The sequence below is a fragment of the Promicromonospora sp. MEB111 genome, from assembly GCF_030209445.1.
Lineage (GTDB): Bacteria > Actinomycetota > Actinomycetes > Actinomycetales > Cellulomonadaceae > Promicromonospora.
This window is the reverse complement of record NZ_JARVSD010000005.1, coordinates 165,174-186,267: the sequence shown is the minus strand read 5'-3', so window position 1 is coordinate 186,267 and position 21,094 is coordinate 165,174. Positions and strand designations below refer to the sequence as shown.

17 protein-coding genes are annotated in these 21,094 nt (G+C 74.2%); 11 read left to right on the top strand and 6 right to left on the bottom strand.

Going from position 1 to position 21,094, the window contains the following annotated elements; translation table 11 throughout:
* Positions 1–125: 125 nt before the first annotated feature.
* The gene (gene cpt, locus QRN56_RS05815; RefSeq protein ID WP_285101840.1) at positions 126–683 is read left to right on the top strand and encodes a chloramphenicol phosphotransferase CPT; all 558 of its coding nucleotides are present in this window, start codon (positions 126–128) and stop codon (positions 681–683) included.
* Positions 667–1,461, top strand: a complete 795-nt coding sequence (locus QRN56_RS05810) for a sulfite exporter TauE/SafE family protein (RefSeq protein WP_285101839.1) — start codon at positions 667–669, stop codon at positions 1,459–1,461. The genes cpt and QRN56_RS05810 overlap by 17 nt, the downstream gene beginning before the upstream one ends.
* On the opposite strand, the gene QRN56_RS05805 is transcribed toward QRN56_RS05810, so the two are convergent.
* Genes QRN56_RS05805 through QRN56_RS05795 form a run of 3 tightly spaced genes read right to left on the bottom strand, consistent with a single transcriptional unit; the run spans position 1,458 to position 5,466 of the window.
* On the bottom strand, positions 1,458–2,885 hold the full coding sequence (locus QRN56_RS05805) for a carboxyl transferase domain-containing protein (RefSeq protein ID WP_285101838.1): 1,428 nt from the start codon (positions 2,883–2,885) through the stop codon (positions 1,458–1,460). The two genes, QRN56_RS05810 and QRN56_RS05805, sit on opposite strands and share 4 nt — an antisense overlap.
* A complete protein-coding gene (locus tag QRN56_RS05800; protein ID WP_285101837.1) occupies positions 2,882–4,138 on the bottom strand; it encodes a CaiB/BaiF CoA transferase family protein in 1,257 nt (418 codons plus the stop codon). The genes QRN56_RS05805 and QRN56_RS05800 overlap by 4 nt, the downstream gene beginning before the upstream one ends.
* 5 nt (positions 4,139–4,143) lie before the next feature.
* Positions 4,144–5,466: an SLC13 family permease gene (locus QRN56_RS05795; RefSeq protein ID WP_285101836.1), complete on the bottom strand. Its 1,323-nt coding sequence runs from the start codon at positions 5,464–5,466 to the stop codon at positions 4,144–4,146.
* A gap of 108 nt (positions 5,467–5,574) precedes the next feature.
* On the opposite strand from QRN56_RS05795, the gene QRN56_RS05790 reads away from it, so the two are divergent.
* The 9 genes from QRN56_RS05790 (at position 5,575) to QRN56_RS05750 (ending at position 17,495) form a co-directional block, all read left to right on the top strand.
* On the top strand, positions 5,575–6,288 hold the full coding sequence (locus QRN56_RS05790; RefSeq protein WP_285101835.1) for a FadR/GntR family transcriptional regulator: 714 nt from the start codon (positions 5,575–5,577) through the stop codon (positions 6,286–6,288).
* Complete coding sequence (locus tag QRN56_RS05785; protein ID WP_285101834.1) at positions 6,285–7,046, top strand: sulfite exporter TauE/SafE family protein; 762 nt, start codon at positions 6,285–6,287, stop codon at positions 7,044–7,046. Before QRN56_RS05790 ends, QRN56_RS05785 begins: the two co-directional genes overlap by 4 nt.
* 71 nt (positions 7,047–7,117) lie before the next feature.
* Complete coding sequence (locus tag QRN56_RS05780; protein ID WP_285101833.1) at positions 7,118–7,762, top strand: winged helix-turn-helix domain-containing protein; 645 nt, start codon at positions 7,118–7,120, stop codon at positions 7,760–7,762.
* Complete coding sequence (locus tag QRN56_RS05775) at positions 7,759–9,144, top strand: MFS transporter (protein ID WP_285101832.1); 1,386 nt, start codon at positions 7,759–7,761, stop codon at positions 9,142–9,144. Before QRN56_RS05780 ends, QRN56_RS05775 begins: the two co-directional genes overlap by 4 nt.
* Entirely contained in the window at positions 9,141–10,088 is a 948-nt protein-coding gene (locus tag QRN56_RS05770; RefSeq protein ID WP_285101831.1) for an alpha/beta hydrolase, read from the top strand. The genes QRN56_RS05775 and QRN56_RS05770 overlap by 4 nt, the downstream gene beginning before the upstream one ends.
* Before the next feature lie 128 nt (positions 10,089–10,216).
* Positions 10,217–14,617, top strand: a complete 4,401-nt coding sequence (locus tag QRN56_RS05765) for an SCO7613 C-terminal domain-containing membrane protein (RefSeq protein WP_285101830.1) — start codon at positions 10,217–10,219, stop codon at positions 14,615–14,617.
* Positions 14,618–14,684: 67 nt separating this feature from the next.
* Complete coding sequence (locus QRN56_RS05760) at positions 14,685–15,278, top strand: GNAT family N-acetyltransferase (RefSeq protein WP_285101829.1); 594 nt, start codon at positions 14,685–14,687, stop codon at positions 15,276–15,278.
* A 34-nt stretch (positions 15,279–15,312) separates the two neighbouring features.
* A complete protein-coding gene (locus tag QRN56_RS05755) occupies positions 15,313–16,920 on the top strand; it encodes an AlkA N-terminal domain-containing protein (RefSeq protein ID WP_285101828.1) in 1,608 nt (535 codons plus the stop codon).
* A 26-nt stretch (positions 16,921–16,946) separates the two neighbouring features.
* Positions 16,947–17,495: a methylated-DNA--[protein]-cysteine S-methyltransferase gene (locus tag QRN56_RS05750; RefSeq protein ID WP_285101827.1), complete on the top strand. Its 549-nt coding sequence runs from the start codon at positions 16,947–16,949 to the stop codon at positions 17,493–17,495.
* 75 nt (positions 17,496–17,570) lie between these two features.
* On the opposite strand, the gene QRN56_RS05745 is transcribed toward QRN56_RS05750, so the two are convergent.
* From QRN56_RS05745 to QRN56_RS05735, 3 genes are all read right to left on the bottom strand, one after another.
* On the bottom strand, positions 17,571–18,500 hold the full coding sequence (locus QRN56_RS05745; RefSeq protein ID WP_285101826.1) for a carbohydrate ABC transporter permease: 930 nt from the start codon (positions 18,498–18,500) through the stop codon (positions 17,571–17,573).
* The gene (locus QRN56_RS05740) at positions 18,497–19,483 is read right to left on the bottom strand and encodes a carbohydrate ABC transporter permease (RefSeq protein ID WP_285101825.1); all 987 of its coding nucleotides are present in this window, start codon (positions 19,481–19,483) and stop codon (positions 18,497–18,499) included. The genes QRN56_RS05745 and QRN56_RS05740 overlap by 4 nt, the downstream gene beginning before the upstream one ends.
* 122 nt (positions 19,484–19,605) lie before the next feature.
* Complete coding sequence (locus QRN56_RS05735; RefSeq protein WP_285101824.1) at positions 19,606–21,000, bottom strand: ABC transporter substrate-binding protein; 1,395 nt, start codon at positions 20,998–21,000, stop codon at positions 19,606–19,608.
* Positions 21,001–21,094: the final 94 nt, after the last annotated feature.

Genomic DNA, 21,094 nt, shown 5'->3' with positions numbered 1-21,094 from the left:
AGCCTCCCGGGGCTGGTGAAAGTGGGCTCAGTTCCGCCCAGATGAAACCGTCTCAAAGTTGAGTCTATTCCGCTCAACTTGATAATCACTGTAGCGCGCCTCACCGACGCTCGTACGGTGACCGCATGAGCACCCAGGTCATCGTCCTCAACGGCGGATCCAGCTCGGGCAAGTCGGCGATCGCCCGCGAGCTCCAGGCCGTGCTGCCCGAGCCCTGGCTCTCGCTCAGCATCGACACCCTCGTCGACGCGATGCCGGCCCGGCTGACGACCGGCGGCGACGGCATCGGGTTCGCCGACGACGGCGGCGTCGCCGTCGGGCGGGACTTCATGGCGCTGCAGGACGCCTGGATCACCGGGCTCGTCGCCATGGCCCGCGCCGGCGCGCGCCTCGTGGTCGACGACGTGTTCCTCGGCGGCGCCGGGTCCCAGCGCCGCTGGCTCGACGCGCTGGGCGACGTGCCGACGCTCTGGGTGGGTGTGCGGTGCGACCCGGCGGTCGCCGCACGGCGCGAGGCCGCCCGGGGCGACCGCATCGCGGGCATGGCCGCGCAGCAGGCCGACGTCGTCCACCGGGGTGTCCGGTACGACCTGGAGATCGACACCACGAGCACCGGGTCCCTGGACGGTGCGCGGACCATCGCCGCACACCTGAGATCATCACGGGGTGACCGAGCAGACTGACGACTCCCTGACCCCACCCCGCGCCGTCCTCGTGGGGATCGTCGGCGGGTCGTTCTCCGGGCTGTTCGGTCTGGGCGGCGGCATCGTGATGGTCCCGCTCCTCACCTCGCTCGGCGGCCTCACGCAGCGCCGGGCCAGCGCCTACTCGCTCGCGGCGATCCTGCCGGCGGCGATCGTCGGCTCCATCCCGTACCTGACCCACCAGGCGGTCGACCTGATCTCGGCCGCGCTGCTCGTGGTGGGTTCCGTGGTCGGCGCCGCGTACGGCGCCCGGCTGCTCGCGCGCGTGCCGGAGACCCTCCTGCGCTGGCTGTTCGTCGGCGTGCTCGTGGCGGGCATCGTGCGGTCCCTGCTCGACGCGTTCGCCGACCCGCCGCTGGTCGACACCGCGCAGGGCATCCCCAGCCTGATCGACGGCGCCGGCATGGTCGGGCTCGGCCTCGTCATGGGCATCGCGTCGGGCCTGCTCGGGATCGGCGGCGGCCAGATCGCCGTGCCGGGGCTGTCCGCCCTGTTCGACTTCGCCCCCGCGCTCGCCAAGGGCACCTCGCTGGTCGCGATGATCCCCACGGCCGTGTCGGGCACCTGGGTCAACGCCCGCAACGGCCTGGTGCACCTGAAGACGGCGGCGGTCATCGGCCTGGTGGCGTCCGCGTTCTCGTTCGGCGGCGCGAGCCTGTCGGTGGTCCTGCCCGACAACGTGGCCTCGATCGCGTTCGCGGCGCTGCTCGTGTTCGCCCTGGTCCAGCAGGTCCGCAAGGCCCTGCAGAAGCGCTAGGCCCGGGCCAGGTCGGCCAGCACGGCCGCGCACTCCGCCGCCACGGCGACGGCGACGTCTCGCACCGTGTCGTCGTCGTGCTCCGGGACCACCCGCTGCACCGCGCCCTCGGCGAGCAGGTCGACCGCCCGCACGTGCTGGGCCTCGGCCATCTCGGCCGCGTGCGCGGTGTCCCCGTGCACGATGACGCTCGCCCCCTCGGGCGGCAGCGGCGACAGCCAGGCGTGCTCGGCCGCGATCACCGCCTGCGCGGGCAGCAGCGCGAGCGCCCCGCCGCCGCAGCCCTGGCCCAGGATGACCGACAGCGTGGGCACGGTCATCCGGGTGAGCGCGGCCATGCAGCGCGCGATCTCGCCGGCGAGCGCGCCTTCCTCGGCGGCCTGCGAGAGCTCGGCCCCCGGGGTGTCGATCACGGCGACCAGCGGCAGTCGCAGCTCCTCGGCCAGCCCCATCGCGCGCCGGGCCACGCGCAGCGCGGCCGGGCCCATCGGGGCGCTCTCGGTCTGCCGGGTCCGGTCCTGCCCGACGACCAGGCACGGCCGGCCGTCCAGGCGTGTGAGCGCGACCAGCATCGACTCGTCCCGCTCGCCCTCCTCCGTGCCGGACAGCCGCACGGTCCCCGACGCGCCGTGGCGCAGCAGGTCCCGCACGCCCACCCGGCCCTCGGCGCGGGTGCGCAGCACGGAGTCCCACGCGGACGTCGTCCCGGACGGCTCGCCCGTCCGGCGTGGCAGCGTGGACGACGACGGCGGGTCGACCAGCACCGCGAGCGCCCGTTCGACCAGCGCGGGCAGGCTCTCGGGCGTGACGACGCCGTCGAGCACGCCCTTGGCGGCGAGGTTCTCGGCGGACTGCACGCCGTCGGGCAGAGCCTCGCCCGTCAGGGCCTCGACCACCCGCGGGCCCAGGAACCCGATGAGGGCGCCCGGCTCGGCGACGGTGAGGTGGGCGAGCGAGCCCCAGGACGCGTAGACCCCGCCGGTCGTGGGGTGCCGCAGGTAGGCCAGGTAGGGCAGACCGGCGTCGCGGTGCGCCATGACGGCACGCGAGATCTCGACCATCCGGAGGAACGCGGGGGTGCCCTCCTGCATGCGCGTGCCGCCCGACGCCGTCGTGGCCAGCAGGGGCAGTCGCTCCGCCGTCGCACGCCGGACGGCGGTGGTGATCCGCCGCGCGGCGGCCCGGCCGATGGAGCCCCCGAGGAACCGGAACTCGTTGACGACGACCACCACGGGCCGCCCACGGACGTGCCCGCGCCCGGTGAGCACGGACTCGTCGGTGCCGGCCTTCTCGGTGGCGGCCGCCAGCACCGCGCGGTACCCGGCGGTGTGCCCGGAGGTGTCGACCGGCTCGTCCCAGGACTCGAAGCTGTCGGCGTCGAGCACCAGGTCGAGCAGCTCGCGCGCCGTCCAGCGGCGGGTCACGCGCCGGCCTCCGGTCCCGGGGCGGACGCCGTCGGCGCGGACGCCGACGGCCCGGCGGCGTCGAGCCCCGGCGCGCCCGGCCGCGCCGCCGCGTCGAGCCAGGCCCGGATCCGGGCCGCGTGCTCGTCCAGCACCGGCGGTGCGCGGTGCTCGCGCCGCGTGACCTCGGCGCCGTCGGCGTCGAAGAACCGCAGCGGCGGGCCCGGCAGGGTCAGGGTGCCGAGGCTCGTGTGCTCCACGTCCACGAGCAGCCCCTGGCTCGCGGTCTGCTCCCATGCGTACACCTCGTCGAGCGTACGCACCCGGCCCGCCGGGATCCCGGCGTCGGCGAGCCGCGTCAGCAGCGCGTCGGCGTCGTAGGGCTCGAACGCGTCCTCGACCACCTTGATCACCTGGTCGCGGCGGGCCACCCGCTCGGGGTTGCTCCGCATGCCCTCCGCGTCGGCGTCGAGCCCGAAGGCGAGGCAGAACCGCCGCCACAGCGCCTCGGACCCGACGGCTATCTGGACGGCGCCGTCACGGCAGCGGAACAGGCCGTACGGCGCGATCGAAGGGTGGTGGTTGCCCTGCGCGCGCCCCACCTCCCCGGCGACCGTCCACCGCGTGCCCTGGAAGGCATGCACCCCGGTGACGGCGGCCAGCAGCGACGTGCGCACCACCTGGCCGGCGCCGGTCCGGTGCCGCTCGTGCAGCGCCGCCAGCACGCCGTACGCGCCGTAGATCCCGGCGAGCAGGTCGCCGATCGGTACGCCCACCCGCTGCGGGTCGTCCGGTCCGGAGCCGGTCAGGGACATCAGGCCGGCCTCGCCCTGGGCGATCTGGTCGTACCCGGCACGGCCGCCCTCCGGACCGTCGTGCCCGAACCCGGTGATCGAGAGCACCACCAGGCGCGGGTTGCGCTCCAGCAGCGTCTCGACGCCCAGCCCGAGCCGGTCCAGGACGCCTGGCCGGAAGTTTTCCACGAGCACGTCGGCACGGTCGACGAGGCCGAGCAGGGTCGCCCGGTCGGCGTCGGCCTTGAGGTCGAGCGCTATCGACTCCTTGTTGCGGTTCGCGGACAGGAAGTACGTCGACTCGCGGGCGCCCTCCTCGCCGACAAACGGCGGGCCCCAGCCACGCGTGTCGTCGCCCCGGCCGGGCACCTCCACCTTGACCACCCGCGCGCCCAGGTCGCCGAGCATCATGGTCGCGTGCGGCCCGGCGAGGGCCCGGGAGAGGTCCACGACGACGACGTCGTCCAGGGGTCCGGTCATGGTGCTCACCAGCCCGGCAGGACGAGGATGGCCCAGACCAGCAGCGGACCCGCGAGGGTGACGATGATGGCGTAGTTGAGGATCTGCTTGTAGTAGGCCTGCTCGGAGATCGTGTCCGGGCGGTTGGCGAGCATCAGGGCTCCGTTCGTGGAGAAGGGGCTCACGTCGACGATGGTCGAGGAGACGGCCAGGGCGGCGGCCATGGCCCACGGGCTCACGCCGCCCCCGGCGATGAGCGGCACGGCGATGGGGATGATGACCGGCAGCAGCGCCGTCGACGACGCGAAGGCCGAGGCGATCCCGCCCACGTAGCACAGGACGAGCGCGCCGACGGCCGCGATGCCGAGGCCGGCGGCCCAGGTGCCGATGTACTCGGGAGCGCCCGCCTCGGTGAGGATCGCGGCGTAGGTGCTCACGCCCGCGACGAGCAGCACGGTGGGCCAGGCGATCTGCTTGACGGCGTCCTTGTGCTGGTGCGGGGACAGCATGGCCAGCGCGACGGCCGCGGTGATCGAGACGAAGCCGATGTTCTGGTCGAACGCGAGCGCGGTCGTGGCCACGGCGGCGAAGGCGACGAGGGTCAGCACGTGGTCGCGGCGCACGCCGAGACCGCGCGTGGTGGTCGAGACGCCCGCGCCCTGGCCGCTGACGGTGACGGAGGCGCCACCGGCGTGCAGGTCGTCGACGAGGTGCCCGGACGCGTCGGCGGGATCGACCCGCTCGTTCATGAGCTGGCGGCCGCCGAGCGCGAGGAACAGGACCACGGCCATCGCGGTGTTGATCGCGAGCGACGCGATGAAGACGCCCATCTCGGTGCCCTCGTAGCCGACGTCGGCCATGACCGAGTTGGTGATGGTGCCGTAGATGCTGATCGGGGAGAACCCGCCGCCCTGGGCCCCGTGCACCACGAACATGCCCATCATGAGCGGGTTGATCTTGTAACGGCGGGCGAACCCGAGCGCGACCGGGCCGATGATGGCGCAGGCCGCGGGGCTGGCCGCGCCGATCGCGGTGAGCAGCGCGGTCACGGCGAACATGACCCAGGGGATGAGCGCCACCCGGCCGCCGACCGCCTGGACGGCCTTGGAGACGATGAGATCGACGGTGCCGTTGTTCTTGGCGATCGAGAACAGGTACGTGACGCCGACGAGCGTCAGGACGAGATCGGCGCTGATCCCGCCCAGCACCTCCTTCTCGTCCATGTTCAGGGCGAAGACGCCGACAAACCACGCCGCGACATAGGCGAGCGCGCCCATGTTGATCGGCAGGACTGTCCCGGCGACGAACAACGCGACGAGCGCGATGATCGCGATCCACTCAGGACCCATGAGAACTCCTCTGTCTCCATCGCGGCGGTCACCGTTGACCGACGAGGCACGATGGATCAGTGGCCTAGCCAATAGGCCAGTGTCCGTTCTGTCAAGTATCCTCAGGGAGTGACCCCGAAGGCTTCCGCCGAACTGCCGACCCCGCTGGCCCGCACCCGCCTCTACGAGCAGGTGGCGGAGCAGATCACCACGTGGATCAACCAGAACGGGCTGAAAGCCGGCGACCGGCTGCCCCCGGAGCGGGAGCTCGCGGCCCGGCTCGGCGTCAGCCGCGCGACCCTCAGCCAGGCGCTCGTCGCGCTCGAGGTGGTGGGCGTCGTGGTGGTGCGGCACGGCGACGGCACCGTGCTGACCGGCAGGCACAGCGAGAGCCGCATCGTCGAGGCCATCCGCGCGCACGCCGACCGCATGCCCGAGATCATCGACATCCGGGACGCGCTGGAGACCAAGATCGCCGCCCTGGCCGCGCAGCGCCGTACCGAGGACGACCTCGTCGCCATCGACGCGTCCCTCGACGCGATGGCGGCGTCCATCGAGCACGGGGACCGCGGCGTGGACGCCGACGAGCAGTTCCACGCGGCGGTGACCGCCGCCGCACACTCCGACCTGCTGGCCCGGACCATGCGCGAGATCGCCAGCCTGATCCGGGAGAGCCGGATCGAGTCGCTCTCGCAGCCCGGCCGGCCCCGCAACTCCCTGACCGGGCACCGCGCCATCGCGGACGCCATCCGCGAGCGCGACCCGGCGGCCGCCGCCGCGGCCATGCACGCGCACGTCGAGATGGTCAGCGACGTGGCCCTGCTGCGGGACGACGAGCGGTGACCGGCTGGGAGCACCTCGCCGTGCTCGGCGCCGGCTTCGGAGCGGGCGTGCTGTCCACGACCGTCGGTGTCGCCTCGCTGCTGAGCTTCCCCGTGCTGCTGGCCGTGGGCCTGCCGCCCGTCGTCGCGAACGCGTCGAACACCGTGGGGCTCGTGCCCGCCGGGCTGAGCGGGTCGTTCGGCTACCGCCAGGAGCTGCGCGAGCACCCGCGCGTGGCCATGATCGTGCTCGTGACCTGCGCCGTCGGGTCCGTGGGCGGCGCGGTGCTGCTGCTCGCGCTGCCGCCGGGCGTGTTCGAGGCGATCGTGCCCTGGCTGATCCTGACCTCCTGCCTGCTGGTGGGCGTGCAGCCGTGGATCAGCCGGTGGCTGCGACGCACCCGCGACGAGCCGACCCGCCTGCGGCACGGCATGTCCCCCGCCACGGTCGTGTTCTCGGTGCTGACCGGCGTGTACGGCGGCTACTTCGGCGCGGGCGCCGGCGTCATGATGGCCGCCGTGCTGGGGCTCGGGACCGACCTGGCGGTGCGGAACATCAACGCGCTGCGCACGGTGGCGCTGCTCGCCGCGAACCTCGTCGCCACGGTCATCTTCGTGGTCGTCGCCGACGTCGACTGGCTCGCGATCGGGCTGCTGGCCGCGGGTTCCGTGGTGGGCGGGTACGTGGGCGCGCGCATCGGCCGCAGGATGCCGCCCGGCGTGTTCCGGGTGCTCGTGGTGGTCGCGGGCGTGGTGACCGCCGTCGTCATGCTCTTCTGACGGACCCACACATGCACAATTATTGTGCATGACTCTTGTGCACAGGGATTGTGCATGCGTACTGTGCACGTATGACCGCTCCCCAGGACGACTTCCGCCTCAACCCCGAGGCCGTCAAGGTGCTCGCCCACCCGCTGCGCTCGCGCCTGCTCGGCGCCCTGCGGCGCGGCGGGCCCGCGACGGCCACCACGCTCGCCACGGCGCTCAGCACCAACACCGGAGCCACCAGCTACCACCTGCGCAAGCTGGAGTCCGTGGGCCTGGTCGCGGACACCGGCGACGGCGCCGGCAAGCAGCGCCTGTGGCGCGCCTCCACGAGCTCCCACAGCTGGGCGCCCTCGGAGCTCTCCGTCGACGAGGACGCCGCCACCGCGCTGAGCTGGCTGCAGCGTGACTACCTGCGGCTCTTCAGCACCGAGTTCGGCCACTGGCTCGACGTCGCCGAGGCCTGGCCCAGCGAGTGGCAGGACGCCGCGGGCCAGGGCGACGCCTGGCTCGACCTGAACGCCGAGCAGCTCACGGCGCTCCGCGCGGACGTGGACCTGCTGCTCGAGCGGTACCGGGAGGCCGGGGGCGGCCCCGGCGCCCGCCGTGTCACGATCTGGCAGGCCGCCTTCCCGCTGGAGGCGGACGACATCCCGGGCGCGGACGGCGCCGTCGCCGGCACCTCCGCCGGCACGGATGACGGGACGGATGACCGGACGGACCGGCCATGACCCCCCTGACCCCGCACCGCGCCCGGCAGGTCTTCCTGCTGCTGACCCTGACCCGCTGGTTCCCCGTCGGGCTGGTCGTCACGGTCACCACGCTGCTGCCGATCGAGCGCGGGCTGTCGGTGCCGCAGGCGCTCACGGCGCTGTCCGTCGCCGGCTTCGTCGTGTTCGCGCTGGAGCTGCCCACCAGCGGCCTCGCCGACTCCCTCGGACGGCGCCCGATGCTGGTCGCCGCCGCCGTGCTGCAGGTGGCGGCCGCCGCCCTGTTCCTCACCGCGCAGTCCTTCTGGGCCTTCGCCCTCGCCGCCGCGGTCACCGGCATCTTCCGGGCGCTCGACTCCGGCCCGCTGGAGGCCTGGTTCGTCGACACGGTGCACGCCACCGAACCGGGGGCCGACGTCGACCGCCCGCTCGCCGCGCAGAGCACCGTGCTCGGCGTCTCGATCGCCGCCGGCGCCCTCGTCTCCGGCGGGCTGGTCTGGTGGCACCCGCTGGGCGCGTGGTCCGCGCTCGTGCTGCCCTACGCGATCTACGGGGTGCTCTCGATCGTGCACCTGGTCGCCGTGGTCGTGCTGGTCCGCGAGGCGCCGCGCACGACGGCGCACCTCGCCGGAGCGGGCACGGCGGACGCCGCGGCCGACGCCGGGGTGGCCGGCCCCGGGGCGACACCGGCCCTGCCGCCGTCGCCGTCGTCGGACGAGCGGAAGGTGACCGCGCGGGTGCTGGACTCCGCGCGGCAGGCGCCCGGGGTGGTCCGCGACGGCCTGCGCCTCGCGCGGGACAACCGGGTGCTGCGCTGGCTGCTGATCGTCGAGGTGTTCTGGAGCGTGGGGATGGTGGTGTTCGAGACGTTCCAGCCGATCCGGCTGTCCGAGCTCCTGGGCGGCACCCAGGCCGGGGCCGCGGTCTCCGGGCCGGCCGCGGCCGCCGGCTGGGCGGTCTTCGCGGGCGGGGCAGCCCTGACGGGCCTGGCCACGCCCCGGCTCGGCGTGGCCCGGACGGCGATCATCGCGCGTGTGCTCAACGGGCTCGGGACGGTGTGGATGGGGCTCGCGCTCGGTCCGGTCGGCCTGATCGCCGCGTACCTCGTGACCTACGGGCTGCACGGCGCGTGCGGGCCCGCCTACCAGGCGCTGCTGCACCGCGAGGCCGAGTCCCGCAATCGCACCACAGTGCTGTCGATGGCGTCGATGCTCGGGTTCGCCGCCTATTCGCTGGCCGCCCCCGCTCTCGGCTGGACGGCGGGCCTGCTGTCCACCCAGGCGGCCATGGTCGTCGGCGGGGTGTTCAGCACGCTGGGCGCCCTGTGCTTCCTTCCCGCGTTGCGCCAGGAGCGCATGTTGTCTGGCCGCACGCGGCGCACGTCGGGCACACTGGCCGGGTGAACGACTGGACCGAGGACGTGCTGGGCGCGGGCTTCGACGCGCGGACGCTCCACCTCCCGGGCAGCACCGAGGCCACCCTGATCCGCTACACGCCCGAGGGCGGGCCGGTGGTCGGACGCACGCCGGTGCTGTACGTCCACGGGTTCACCGACTACTTCTTCCAGCGGCACCTGGCCGAGGCCGTCGCCGGGCGGGGCTACCCGTTCTACGCCGTCGACCTGCGCGGTCACGGTCGCTCCATGGACGCGTGGACGGCGGCGGGCCGCGACGCCAACATGATCAACCGCCTGGAGCTCTACGCGCAGGACCTCGACGCCGCCGCCGCCGTGATCGCCGCGGACGGCCACACCGGGCTGGTGCTCCTGGGGCACTCGACGGGCGGCCTCATCACCTCGATGTACGCGAACGCCCGCCCCGACCGGGTGTCGGCCCTGGTGCTGAACAGCCCCTGGTTCGACCTCAAGGGCAGCTGGTCCGACCGCACCCTGGTCACCCAGGCCGTCTACGTGCTCGGCCGGGTCTCGCCCCGGCTGGTCGTGTCCCGGCTCGGCGAGGGCTACGGCCGGGCCCTGCACGTCACCTCCGGCGGCGAGTGGGAGTACGACCTGCGGTGGAAGCCGTACGCGGGGTTCCCGGTGCGGGCCGGGTGGCTGGCGGCGATCCGCCGCGGGCACCGCGCCGTCGGACGCGGGCTGTCCGTGCAGTGCCCGGTGCTCGTGTGTACCAGCGGCCGGACCGGGTCCGACGCCGGGGAGGTCGCCGAGCAGCTCGGCACGGACGTGGTGCTCGACGTCGCGCACATGCACGCGCGGGCGCCGAGGCTGGGGACGACCGTGGAGATCGCAGTGATCGAGGGCGGCGCCCACGACCTGGCGCTGTCCCCGAAGCCGGCCCGGGAGAAGTACCTGACCACGGTGCTGGACTGGCTGGACGCCAAGGTCTGACGGCTGGGCGGGTCCGACGGCCGGGTGCCACACCCTGACGGGCGAAACGCACATTCGGCATGAAACTGTGACCGATCCCTGGCGTGCCGCGGACCCGGATACCACCTGCCTCCGCCAGGCTTCCGCCCATGGAAGAGACGTGGGTACGTCATGCGCTGCGGCGTCTGCCCGACACCGTGTCCTGCCCTGCCTGCGGCGCGGCCCTCCACGACACCGTCTGCGGCACCTGCGCGCTCGACCTCGGCGGCCGGCGCGGGATCGACGTGCACGAGGCCTCGCTCGCCGTCGAGCGGGCCATCCGTGAGCGACAGCGGATCCTCGACGAGATGCGCGCCGAGCAGCCCGCCGCGGCCGCGTACGCCCGGCGGGTGGCCGTCGCAGGCGGCTCGGCCGGTGCGGCGACCGGGCTCGTGGGTGCTGGGGTCGGCAAGGCCGCTTCGGCGGCCACGCGCCCGACGACGGCGGTTACGGCCGCCCCGACGTCGGCCGGCGCGAGCGGCGCACCCGGCGCGTCCGGCGCGAAGCCCAGGACCTCCGCCGGCGCGGGCGGGGCGGCCGGATCGGGTGCCGCGGCCTCGCCGGCCGGCCCCGTCGCCCACCCGGTCGCCGGCCCCGCCCGGCAGCCCAGCACCGTGGCCCTCCAGCCGATCCTCGCCGGGGTCGGCGCCGCGCTGGTCGCCGTCGCCGCGGTGGTCTTCGTGTTCTTCACGCTCGCCGACCAGCTCGTGCTGCGCACCGTCGCGACGCTCGCGGTCACGGTCGCCTCCGTGGTGGCGGCGGCGCTGATGCGCCGGGCCGGGCTGCGGTCGTCGGCGGAGGCCGTCGCGACCCTGGCCGTCGCGCTGGGCTGGGTGTGCGCGGAGCTCGGTCTGGAGGCCGGGCTGCTCGGCGGCGTCGCGCCGTTCCTCGCGCGCGCGGCCCTGCTCACGCTGCTCGCCCCGGCGCTCGTGCTGCTCGGCAGCCGGCTGCGGGTGCGGTCCTGGGTCGCCGCCGGAGCCGTCGCCGCACCGCTGGTCCCGCTGCTGCTCGCGGCGGGCCTGTCCGACGTCGGCCTGCCTCGCTGGGTCTGGATCCTCGCCCTGGTCGCGACGGGTCTCGTGGCGCACGGCGCGAGCGGCGCCCTGCTCCGGGCCGGCGAACGGCTCGACGCCACCCTCCGGTGGGAGTCGCGGGTGCTGGGCGTGGTCCGCACCGTCGCAGTGCCCGCGGCCCTGGTCACGACGTTCACGCTGCCCGACGTCGCCCCGCTGCCCTTCGCCGCCTGGTGGGCGGTCGTCGCGGTCGGCGCCGTCGCCGCCGGGCACGCCCTGCGGGTGCGGGCCTGGGTCACGACCGGTCTGGTCGCGGCGCCCTTCGCGGCGTTCCCGGCGGCGCTCGCCCTCTCGGACGACGACGGCACGCTGCCGTGGGCCGTCTGCGCGGGCGCGCTGCTGGTCGCCCTGGCCGCGCTGGCGGGGCCGCCGGTCGCCCGGGTCTCGGGCCCGCGCGTCGGCTCGGAGCTGCGGGTCGAGCTCCGGCTGCTGGAGGTGGCCCAGGCGCTGGGGGTGGGGCTGGCCGTCTGCACCGCGTTCCTGGTGCCGCCTGCCGGGTTCCTCGCCGGCCTCCCGGGGGACGCCGGGACGGCGGCCGTGCTGGCGGTCGTCGCCGTCGTCGCCGCCGTGCTGCGGCGCGGCACGCACCGCCGCTGGTGGACCTTCACCGCCGGAGCGCTCGGCGCGGTCGCCGCCCTGTTCCTCACCGAGTGGGCGGGCATCGAGTTCCTGTGGGTACTGCCCGCGGCGGCGGGCGTCGCGTGGGCGGTGCTCGCCGTGGCGCTGACCGCGCTGGTCGCCGCGGGTGTGCGAGGGCTCGTGCCCGCCGCCCGCACGCGCGCCGACCTGCTGCTCGCGGCGTGGCTCGTCGCGGTGCTCTCGGCCGTCCCGGCCCTGTGGCTGTCCGCGCTGCGCGTGCTGGAGGTGCTGACGGGTCCCCTCGGCGTCGCCCCCGCGCGGACGCCGGGGGAGGCTCCGCTCGGTGGCCCGTTCCTGCCGGCTGACGTCCGCGGGCTGAGCGTGCTCGGCGTGCTCGTGCTGGCCGCTCTGGTGCTGGCCGCCTCCCGGCTGGGCGTCGCGGCGGGTCGGCCAGACCGCCCGGCGGCACCCCTGGTGCGGACCGCCCGGGGCCTCGCGCCGTGGGCGACGGTGGGCCTCGGCGTCACCGCCGCGCTGCACGCCCGGCTGGCCGCGGTGACGTCGCTCGCGCTGCTGGCGGTCCTCGCCGCCGTGCTGCTGGCGGCGACGGCCGAGCCGGCGCGCTCCTGGCGCGGGCTGCGCGCCGTCGTCACCGCCGTGCGGGCCGGGGCCGACGGCCTGCGCCGGGCCACGCGGCTCACCGTGCGGCTCGGCGGCTCCGCGATGAGCCCGCAGGAGGGTGCGACCTGGCGTCCGGCCGCGCTGACCGGAGCCTGCGCCGCCCTCGTGCTGCTGACGGTCGGCTCGTGGCAGAGCCGACCCACGGTACTGGTGGCCGCCGCCGTCGTCGTGCCGCTGGCGCTGGCCGCGCGCGCGGCCCTGCCGCGCGTCTCGCACCCCGCCCTCGTCGGTGGCGCCTACGCGTACGCGCTGGTCGTGGGCGGTGTCTGGCTGGGATGGCTCGGGTTCGGCTGGGTCGCCGCCGTCTGCACCATGTCGGCCGCGGCCTCGCTGACGGCGGTCGCGGTGACCGTCGGCACGCGGGTGGCCCGCGCCGAGTGGTTCGCCGTGCTCGGCGTGACGGGCGTGCCGTTCGCGCTCGGGGTGTACACCGTGGTGCTCGACCGCACCTGGTGGTCCGCCGGCGCGGCCGCCGCGATGCTGCTCCTGGAGCTCGTGCTGCTGCTCACCCGGCGGACCGGGCTCGCGCCGGCCGTGCGCGTGCTGGCCGCGGGCCTGGTGCTGCCCACCACCGCGGTGGCGGTCGTGAGCACGGGCGCCATGCTGCTCCCGCTCAGCGGTTCGCCCGTGCTGCTACCCGTCATCGCGGCGGCGGTCGCCGTCGTCGCGGGCGGGGCACCGCGCGTGGCCGGCTTCCTCGCCCGCCGGGTGCCGGACGGCGGCGTCGTCGGCACGCTGGTGCGCGGGATGCTCGAGCTCAGCGCGGTGGTCACCGGCGCGATCACGATCGGCCTGGCCTACGGCCGCCCGGCCGCCGGGCCCGACGTCGCGGTGGCCGTGCTGCTCCTCCTCGCCGTCGGCGCCGGGGTCGTGGCACGCGAGCCCGACCGTACCCGCGTCTGGTGGGCCGCGGGCGCCCTCGCGACGGCGGCCGCCTGGACCGCGCTGGCCGACGGCGGTGTCCGGCTCGTCGAGGCGTACACCCTGCCGCCGGCCCTCGGCGCGGTGCTCGTCGGGGCGCTGCTCGCCCGGCGGTCCGGGACGCACGGCTGGCGGCTCGTCGCCGCGGGCCTCGTGCTCGCGCTGGTGCCGAGCGACCTGACGCTGGCCCTCGGCGCGGGCCCGGGCGACCCGCGCGCCTGGGTCCTGCTGGTGGCCGGCCTGGTCCTGACCCTCGCCGTCCTCGCGCTCCGGCGCCGGCTGATCGTGTCGGCCGGGTGGGCCGCACGGGCCCGGACCCTGCTGGCGGGCGCGGTGCTGCTCGCGGGTGCGGGCCTGACCGTCGAGTCCTTGCAGGTGGCGGCATCGACGGCGGGCGATCCGGCACCGCGGTTCGTGACGGGTCTGGGCTGGGCCGTCGCGGCGGGTGCGCTCGCCCTCGTGGCCGTCGGCGGCGCCCGGCCGGGCGCGCCGTCGGCCCGCCTGCGGCGTGCGATCGACACCGCGGGCCGCGTCCCCGCCCTGCTGTTCCTCACCGTGGGGGCGGTGGCGAACGCCGAACCGCACTGGGGCGCCATCGCGACCCTCTGGGCGTTGGAGGTCGCGCTGCTCGTGCTGCTGGTGGTGGTCGCGCGGCGGCTGCTGCGCGGGCACACCACGGGTGTCCCGTCCTGGGCCGTGTGGATGGGTGCGCTGGCCGCGGCCATCGCCGCGTGGAGCCCGCGGGAGCTGCGGGTCGAGGTGTTCTCCGTGCCGCTCGGGGTGGGCCTCGTCGTGGCCGGCTGCTTCGCGCTCGGCGAGTGGGAGGCGCGCACCAAGGTGGGCGGGCCCGACTCGGCGCGGGTGCCGCGGCGCACCCTCGTGGGCTGGCCGGTGGGCTGGACGGGCTCGTGGGCGCTGCTGGGCCCCGGGATCCTGGCCCTGCTCGGGCCGTCGGTGCTCGCGACCTTCACGGACCCGCAGACGTGGCGGGCCGTGCTGGTGGTCGGCGTGGCGCTGACCGGGGTGCTGGTGGGGTCCCGCCGCGGGCTCGCGGCGCCGTTCCTGCTGGGGGTCTGGGTGCTGCCGGTCGAGGTGCTGATCGTGTTCGTCAGCCAGCTCGGCACCGAGATCTCCGCGGTGCCGTGGATGCTCACGCTCGCGGCGGCCGGCGGGGTGCTGCTCATCATCGCCACCCTGGACGAGCGGCGGACCGAGGGGTACGGGGGTGCGGCGGCGTACCTCCGGGACCTGCGGTGAGCAGGACGCGGATCCCGGGCGCCGGACACGGCCGCCCGGGGCGCGGCGGGCATGGTGGGATGGCGCCATGCAGCACGATCTCCACCTCGCCGCCCACGGCGTCCGCCTCGTACCGCTGACGCGCGACCACGCGCCGGCCCTGGCCGGGCTGGTCGACACCCAGCTCTGGGCCGGCATGACCAGCGCCCTCCCCGACTCCGTCCCGGCGATGGAGACGTACGTGGACGCCGCCGTCGCGGCACCCGACCACCTCGCCTTCGCGGTGCTCGGGTCCGACGGCGAGGTGCGCGGGTCGACCCGGTTCTACGAGCTCAACGCCGGGCAGCGGCGGGTCGAGATCGGCTCGACGTTCTACGGGCGGGACTGGTGGGCGGGCGTGACGAACCCCGCGTGCAAGCTGATGCTGCTGCGACACGCCTTCGAGGAGCTGGGGCTGCGTCGCGTGGCACTGCGGTGCGACGCGCGGAACACGCGGTCCCGTGCGGCGATCCTCAAGCTGGGCGCCCGCGAGGAGGGCAGGCTGCGCGCGCACCGGGTGGCCCCCGACGGTTCCGAGGGCGACACCCTCTACTTCTCGGTGCTGTCCGACGAGTGGCCCGGCGTCCGCGAGGGCCTCGAGGGGCGCCTCACGGCCCTCACTGTCGTGTCCGAATCCCGCTAGCCGTCGCGTCCGGACGGGGCGCAGGATGGTGGGCATGACCGACGTCGAGCTCCGCGATCCCGCGTTCACCGAGCGCTACCGCGCCATCGCCGCGCGCGACTCCCGCTTCGACGGGCAGTTCTACACCGCGGTCCGTACCACCGGCATCTACTGCCGGCCCTCCTGCCCGGCGCGCACGCCGAAGGCCGAGAACGTCTCGTTCTACCTGACCTCCGCCGCCGCGCACGAGGCCGGCTTCCGCGCGTGCAAGCGATGCCTCCCCGAGGCCGCACCGGGCACGCCCGCGTGGGACCTGCGCCGCGACCTCACGGGCCGCGCCATGCGCCTGGTGGCCGACGGCGTGGTCGACCGCGAGGGTGTGTCCGGCCTCGCGCACCGCCTGGGGTACTCCGAGCGCCAGCTCCACCGGCTGCTGGTCGGCGAGCTGGGCGCGGGGCCGCTGGCCCTCGCCCGCGCGCAGCGCGCGCAGACGGCCCGCACCCTCCTGGTCGGCACCTCGCTGCGCCTGGCCGACGTCGCGTTCGCCGCCGGGTTCGGCTCGATCCGGCAGTTCAACGACACCGTGGCCGAGGTCTTCGGCGCGACGCCGTCGGAGCTGCGCGCCCGTGCCCGGCGCCCGGCGCGGGGTTCGGGCGGCGCGGCGCGCTCGCGCGGCCCGGGCTCGGCCCGTGAGCCCGTCCGGATCTCCCTCACGCTGCCTGTGCGCGAGCCGTTCGACGCGCGCGGCGTGCTGGAGTTCCTGGCCGTCCGCGCGATCGAGGGGGTGGAGTTCGCGGACCTGGGCCCGGCGGGCCCGGTCGCTGCGGAGGGGACGACCCGGTCGGCCGACGCCGGCGCGCACGTGCTCCGGTACGCCCGCACCGTCGTGCTGCCGCACGGCCCGGGGGCGTTCGAGGTGCGGGTGCCCCGGCCCGGCAGCGGCCGCGTCGACCTGGACCTCGAGCTCGCCGACCTCGCGGACGCGCCGGTCGCCGTCGCACGCGTGCGGCGGCTGCTGGACCTCGACGCCGACCCGGTCGCCGTCGACTCCTCGCTCGCGTCCGACCCCGTGCTCGCGCCGTCGGTCGAGGCGGTGCCCGGGATCCGGGTGCCCGGCACGCTGGACCCGGCCGAGCTGCTGGTCCGCGCGATCGTGGGCCAGCAGATCAGCGTCGCCGCGGCGCGCACGCACCTGTCACGCCTCGCGAAGGGCGTCGGCACGCCGTACGTCTCGGCGTTCGAGGGGCTCACCCTGCTGTTCCCGACACCGCGCCAGATCGCCGGCCCTCCCGGTTCGCAGGACGCCGCCGCGTACCTCCGGCTGCCCGCCAGGACGCTGGCGACCGTGCTCGGCGCGGCCCGGGACCTCGCGGACGGGACCCTCACGCTGAGCGTCGGCGACGACCCCGACGACCTGCGGCGGCGCCTGGTCGCCCGGCCGGGGATCGGCCCGTGGACGGCCGGGTACGTGGCGCTCCGCGTGCTCGGTGACCCGGACGTGCTCATGGACAGCGACGTCGCGCTGCTCGCCGGGGCCCGCAACCTCGGGCTGGTCTCCGCCGAGGAGTCCCGCCCCCACCAGTTCAAGGAGCTCGCCCTGCGCGGCGCGGCCTGGGCGCCCTGGCGCTCCTACGCCGCGATGCACCTCTGGCGCTCCGCCTGACAGCTCGATCTCCCGGAAGGAAGAACATGAAGACCACGACCCTCACCACACCGGACGGCCCCTTCAGCGTCGTCGTCGCGGCGGTCCCCGCCGTCGACGGCGGGCACCCCGCGGGCGATACGCGGGAGCAGGTGCTGGCCGCCGGCTGGACGGACGACGTCGACGCGCTCCTCGCCCTGGTCCACCCCACCCTGCGCCCGTCCGGCGACGTCCGGGACACGCACCCGACGGGACTGCTCGCGGAGGCCGCGGACGCCGTCCGCGCCTACTACGACGGCGACCACGGGGCGCCCGGGCGCGTCCCGGTGCTGCAGGCGAGCGGACCGTACCGGACGCACGCGTGGGACGTGCTGCGCGAGGTGAAGGCCGGTGAGCGGCTGACGTACAGCGAGTACGCGGCCCGGACCGGACGGCCGGCGGCCGTCCGCGCGGCGGCCGGGGCGTGCGCCATGAACGCGGCGGCACTGTTCGTGCCGTGCCACCGCATCCTGCGCACGGACGGCACGCTCGGCGGGTTCCGCTACGGGCTGCCGGTCAAGGAGAGCCTGCTGGCCCGCGAGGCGATCGCGGGGTGACGTTCGAGGCCCGGGTTGCTCCGCCGTGACCGATGTCAGAGCGGAGAGACCCGGGCCTCGAAGGGGACGGCGGCGTCAGCCCTTGACCGAACCCGCCAGCAGGCCGCGCACGAAGTAGCGCTGCAGCGACAGGAACACGATCAGCGGCACGATCATCGAGATGAACGCACCGGCCGACAGCACGTGCCAGTCACCACCGCGCGAACCCGCGAGCTCGGCCACCCGGACCGTGAGCGGGAACGTGTTCAGGTCACCCATGACCAGGGCGACCAGCAGGTCGTTCCACACCCACAGGAACTGGAAGATGGCGAACGCCGCGAGCGCCGGGGTGAGCAGCGGCAGCACCACCCGGAAGAACACCTGCACGTGGCCGGCGCCGTCCATCCGCGCGGCCTCGACCAGGGACCTCGGGATCTCCTTCATGAAGTTGTGCAGCAGGAAGATCGCCAGCGGCAGCGCGAAGATCGAGTGCGACAACCAGATGGTCCAGAACGAGCCGTTGATGCCCAGGTCCACGTAGGCCGACAGCAGCGGCACGAGCGTGATCTGGATCGGCACGATCTGCAGGGCGAACACCGCGATGAACAGGAAGTCCGCGCCCTTGAAGTCGACCCAGGCGAACCCGTACGCGGCCAGGAGCGCCAGGGTGATCGGGATGAACACCGCGGGCAGCGTGACCACGAACGAGTTCACGAAGAACACGATCAGGTTGGTCGACCCGTCGAACAGCGCGGTCTCGTAGTTCTGCAGCGAGAACACACCCTCGCCGGCGAACGCCGAGCCGAACACCGTCCACCAGCCGCTCTGCCGGATGTCCAGCTCCGGCCGGAACGACGTGATGAGCAGACCGACCGTCGGGATGGTCCAGAGGATGGCGATGACGACGGCGAGCGTGCTCGCCCACGGGTTGGACAGCGCCTTGCGTGCCTTGCGGGCACGGCCGCTGATGTCGGCCTTCGACCGGGGCACCTCGGGTGCCGCGTCGGCTGTCTTCACGGTGCTCATCGGACATCCTCCGAGAGGCGCTGCTGGCGCACGTTGTAGATGATCACCGGGATCACGATGACGAACAGCAGCACGGCCAGCGCCGCGCTCAGGCCCGCCTCGTTCTGCCGGAACCGCTGGTCGTAGAACTCCAGGGCCACGATCGAGGTGTTGAACTGGCCTGCCGTCATCGTTCTGACGATGTCGAACGTCTTGAGCGTCGTCATCGCGATGGTGGTGAGCACGACGACCAGGGCGGGCCGGATGCTCGGGATGGTGATGCGCCAGAACATGCCGACGCCGGAGACGCCGTCCAGCCGCGCGGCCTCGACGATGTCGTCGGGGATCGCCTTGATGGACGCTGACAGCAGCGTCATCGCGAAGCCCGCCTGGATCCAGATGAACACCACCATGATCAGGAAGGTGTTCAGCGGCCGGCTGAGCAGGAACTGCTGCGGCTCGCCGCCCAGCCAGACGATGAACTGGTTGAGCAGGCCGGTCTGGTTCACGCCTGCGGGCTTGAACTCGTAGACGAACTTCCAGATGATCGACGCGCCCACCATGGAGATGGCCATGGGGAGGAACACGAGCCCCTTGGCCAGCGCCTCGAACCGGCTCTTGTCGACCAGGTAGGCGTAGACGAGGCCGAGGAACGTCGCGACCAGTGGCGCGACCAGCACCCAGAGCGCCGTGTTGCCGAGCACGATGAGGAACTGCGGCTCGGTGAAGGCTCGGATGTAGTTGTCCAGGCCCACGAACTCCGTGCTGTTGCGGTTCATGAACGAGTTGATGATGGTGCGGATCGCCGGGTACACGAGGCCGATCGTGAGGAGCAGCAGCGCCGCGCCCACGAACCCGAAGCCGACGAACCAGCGGGAGGGATTACGTGGCCGGTCGACCACGAAGAGGATGATGCCCATCAGCGCGACGAACAGCACGATCGCGATGATCATCAGCAGAAACTTGTGCCCGGTGTCATCCCCGGCATACAGCAGCCAGTCCATGGCTATCTCCTGTCGCTGTCCTGGTCCGGTCTTCCTTGACTGGTCCAGCCCTCAGCCTAGGACGGCGGAGGCGTGGGACTCGAAGTCCCACGCCTCCGCGCGTCATGGTCGAGGGCCGGGCGTCAGTTCGACGGCCAGGAGTCCTCGATCCGGTCGGTGACCTGCTGGCTGCTCAGGTCGCTGGCGAACCACTCGGTGATGCCGTTCCAGAACGAGTCGGTACCGACCGCGGCCGGCATGAGGTCCGAGGCGTCGAACCGGGCCACGGTGGCCGGGTCGGCGAGGATCTCGGCGGAGAGCCGGTCGAAGTCCGTCGCGAGCAGCTCCTGGTCCAGACCGCTGTTGGCGCTCACCCAGCCGCCGGCCGGCGTGGCGGCGGCCTTGGCGTTGGCCCAGTCCGCGCTCGACAGGTAGGTCTGGAAGGCCTGCACCTCGGGACGGTCGGTGAACGCGCCGATGAACTCGCCGGCGACCAGCGTCGGCTTCTCGTCGGCCGTCTGCGCCGGCAGGTAGAACGCGTAGACGTCGCCGTCCGGGGCCACCTCGGTGCCCTCGGGCCACTGCGTCTGGTAGAAGTTCGCGGCGCGGTGCATCCAGCAGTTGCCGTCCAGGATCGGGTAGCCCGCGTCGGTCCAGGTTGCCGTGGCGATCGAGTCGACGCCGCCCAGGCCGCCGTTCACGTAGTCCGGGTTCTTGAGGATCTCGCCCGCGGTGTCGAACGCGTCGACGATCTGCGGGTCGTTGAACGGGATCTCGTGGGTGTACCACTGGTCGTAGACGTCCGGGCCCGCCGTGCGGAGCACGACGTCCTCGATCCAGTCGGTGCCCGGCCAGCCGGTGGCGTCACCGGACTCCACGCCCGCGCACCACGGGCGGGTGGCGCCCTCGTTGCCCTCGGCGATGGTGGCGGTGAGCTCCATCAGCTCGTCCCAGGTCGTCGGGACCTCGTAGCCCGCCTCCTCGAACATCGAGGGCGAGTACCAGACGTACGACTTGACGTTGGAGCCCAGCGGCGCGGCGTAGAACGTGCCGTCGACCGTGCCGTACTCCTTCCACTCCGGGGCCCAGCCCTCGTCGACGTTGGCCTCGACCTGCTCCGGGGCCGGGAGGACCGCGTCGTAGTCGTTGACCAGCGTCTGGAGCAGACCCGGCTGCGGCAGGATCGCGATGTCCGGCGGGTTGCCGGCCTGGACGCGCACGGGAAGCTGCGCCTCCATCTCGCGCGAGCCCTCGTAGTTGATGGTGACGCCGGTGCAGTCCTCGAACGGCTTGTACGACGCCGTCTGGGTCTCCGCCTCCGGCTCCACGATCGTCGTGTAGACACTGACCTCGGTGCCCTCGAGGTCACCGAACTCCTCGTAGGCGGCGCAGTCGATCGTGGCCTGGGTGGCCTCGCCGCCGCCGTCCTCGCCCCCGCCGTCGTCTGTGTCGGCACAGGCCGCCAGGACCAGGGCCAGGCTCGCGCCGGTCGCCGCCAGGGCGACCGCTCGGCGCTTGGAAGCCATCCGGATAGTCATCTCGTGCTCCTCCACTGCTTCGTGGGCTCAGAACCCTCTGACTTGCGGGTACGGACCGGCAGACTGCCGGGTTGCCCGCCCTCAACGCAACCGT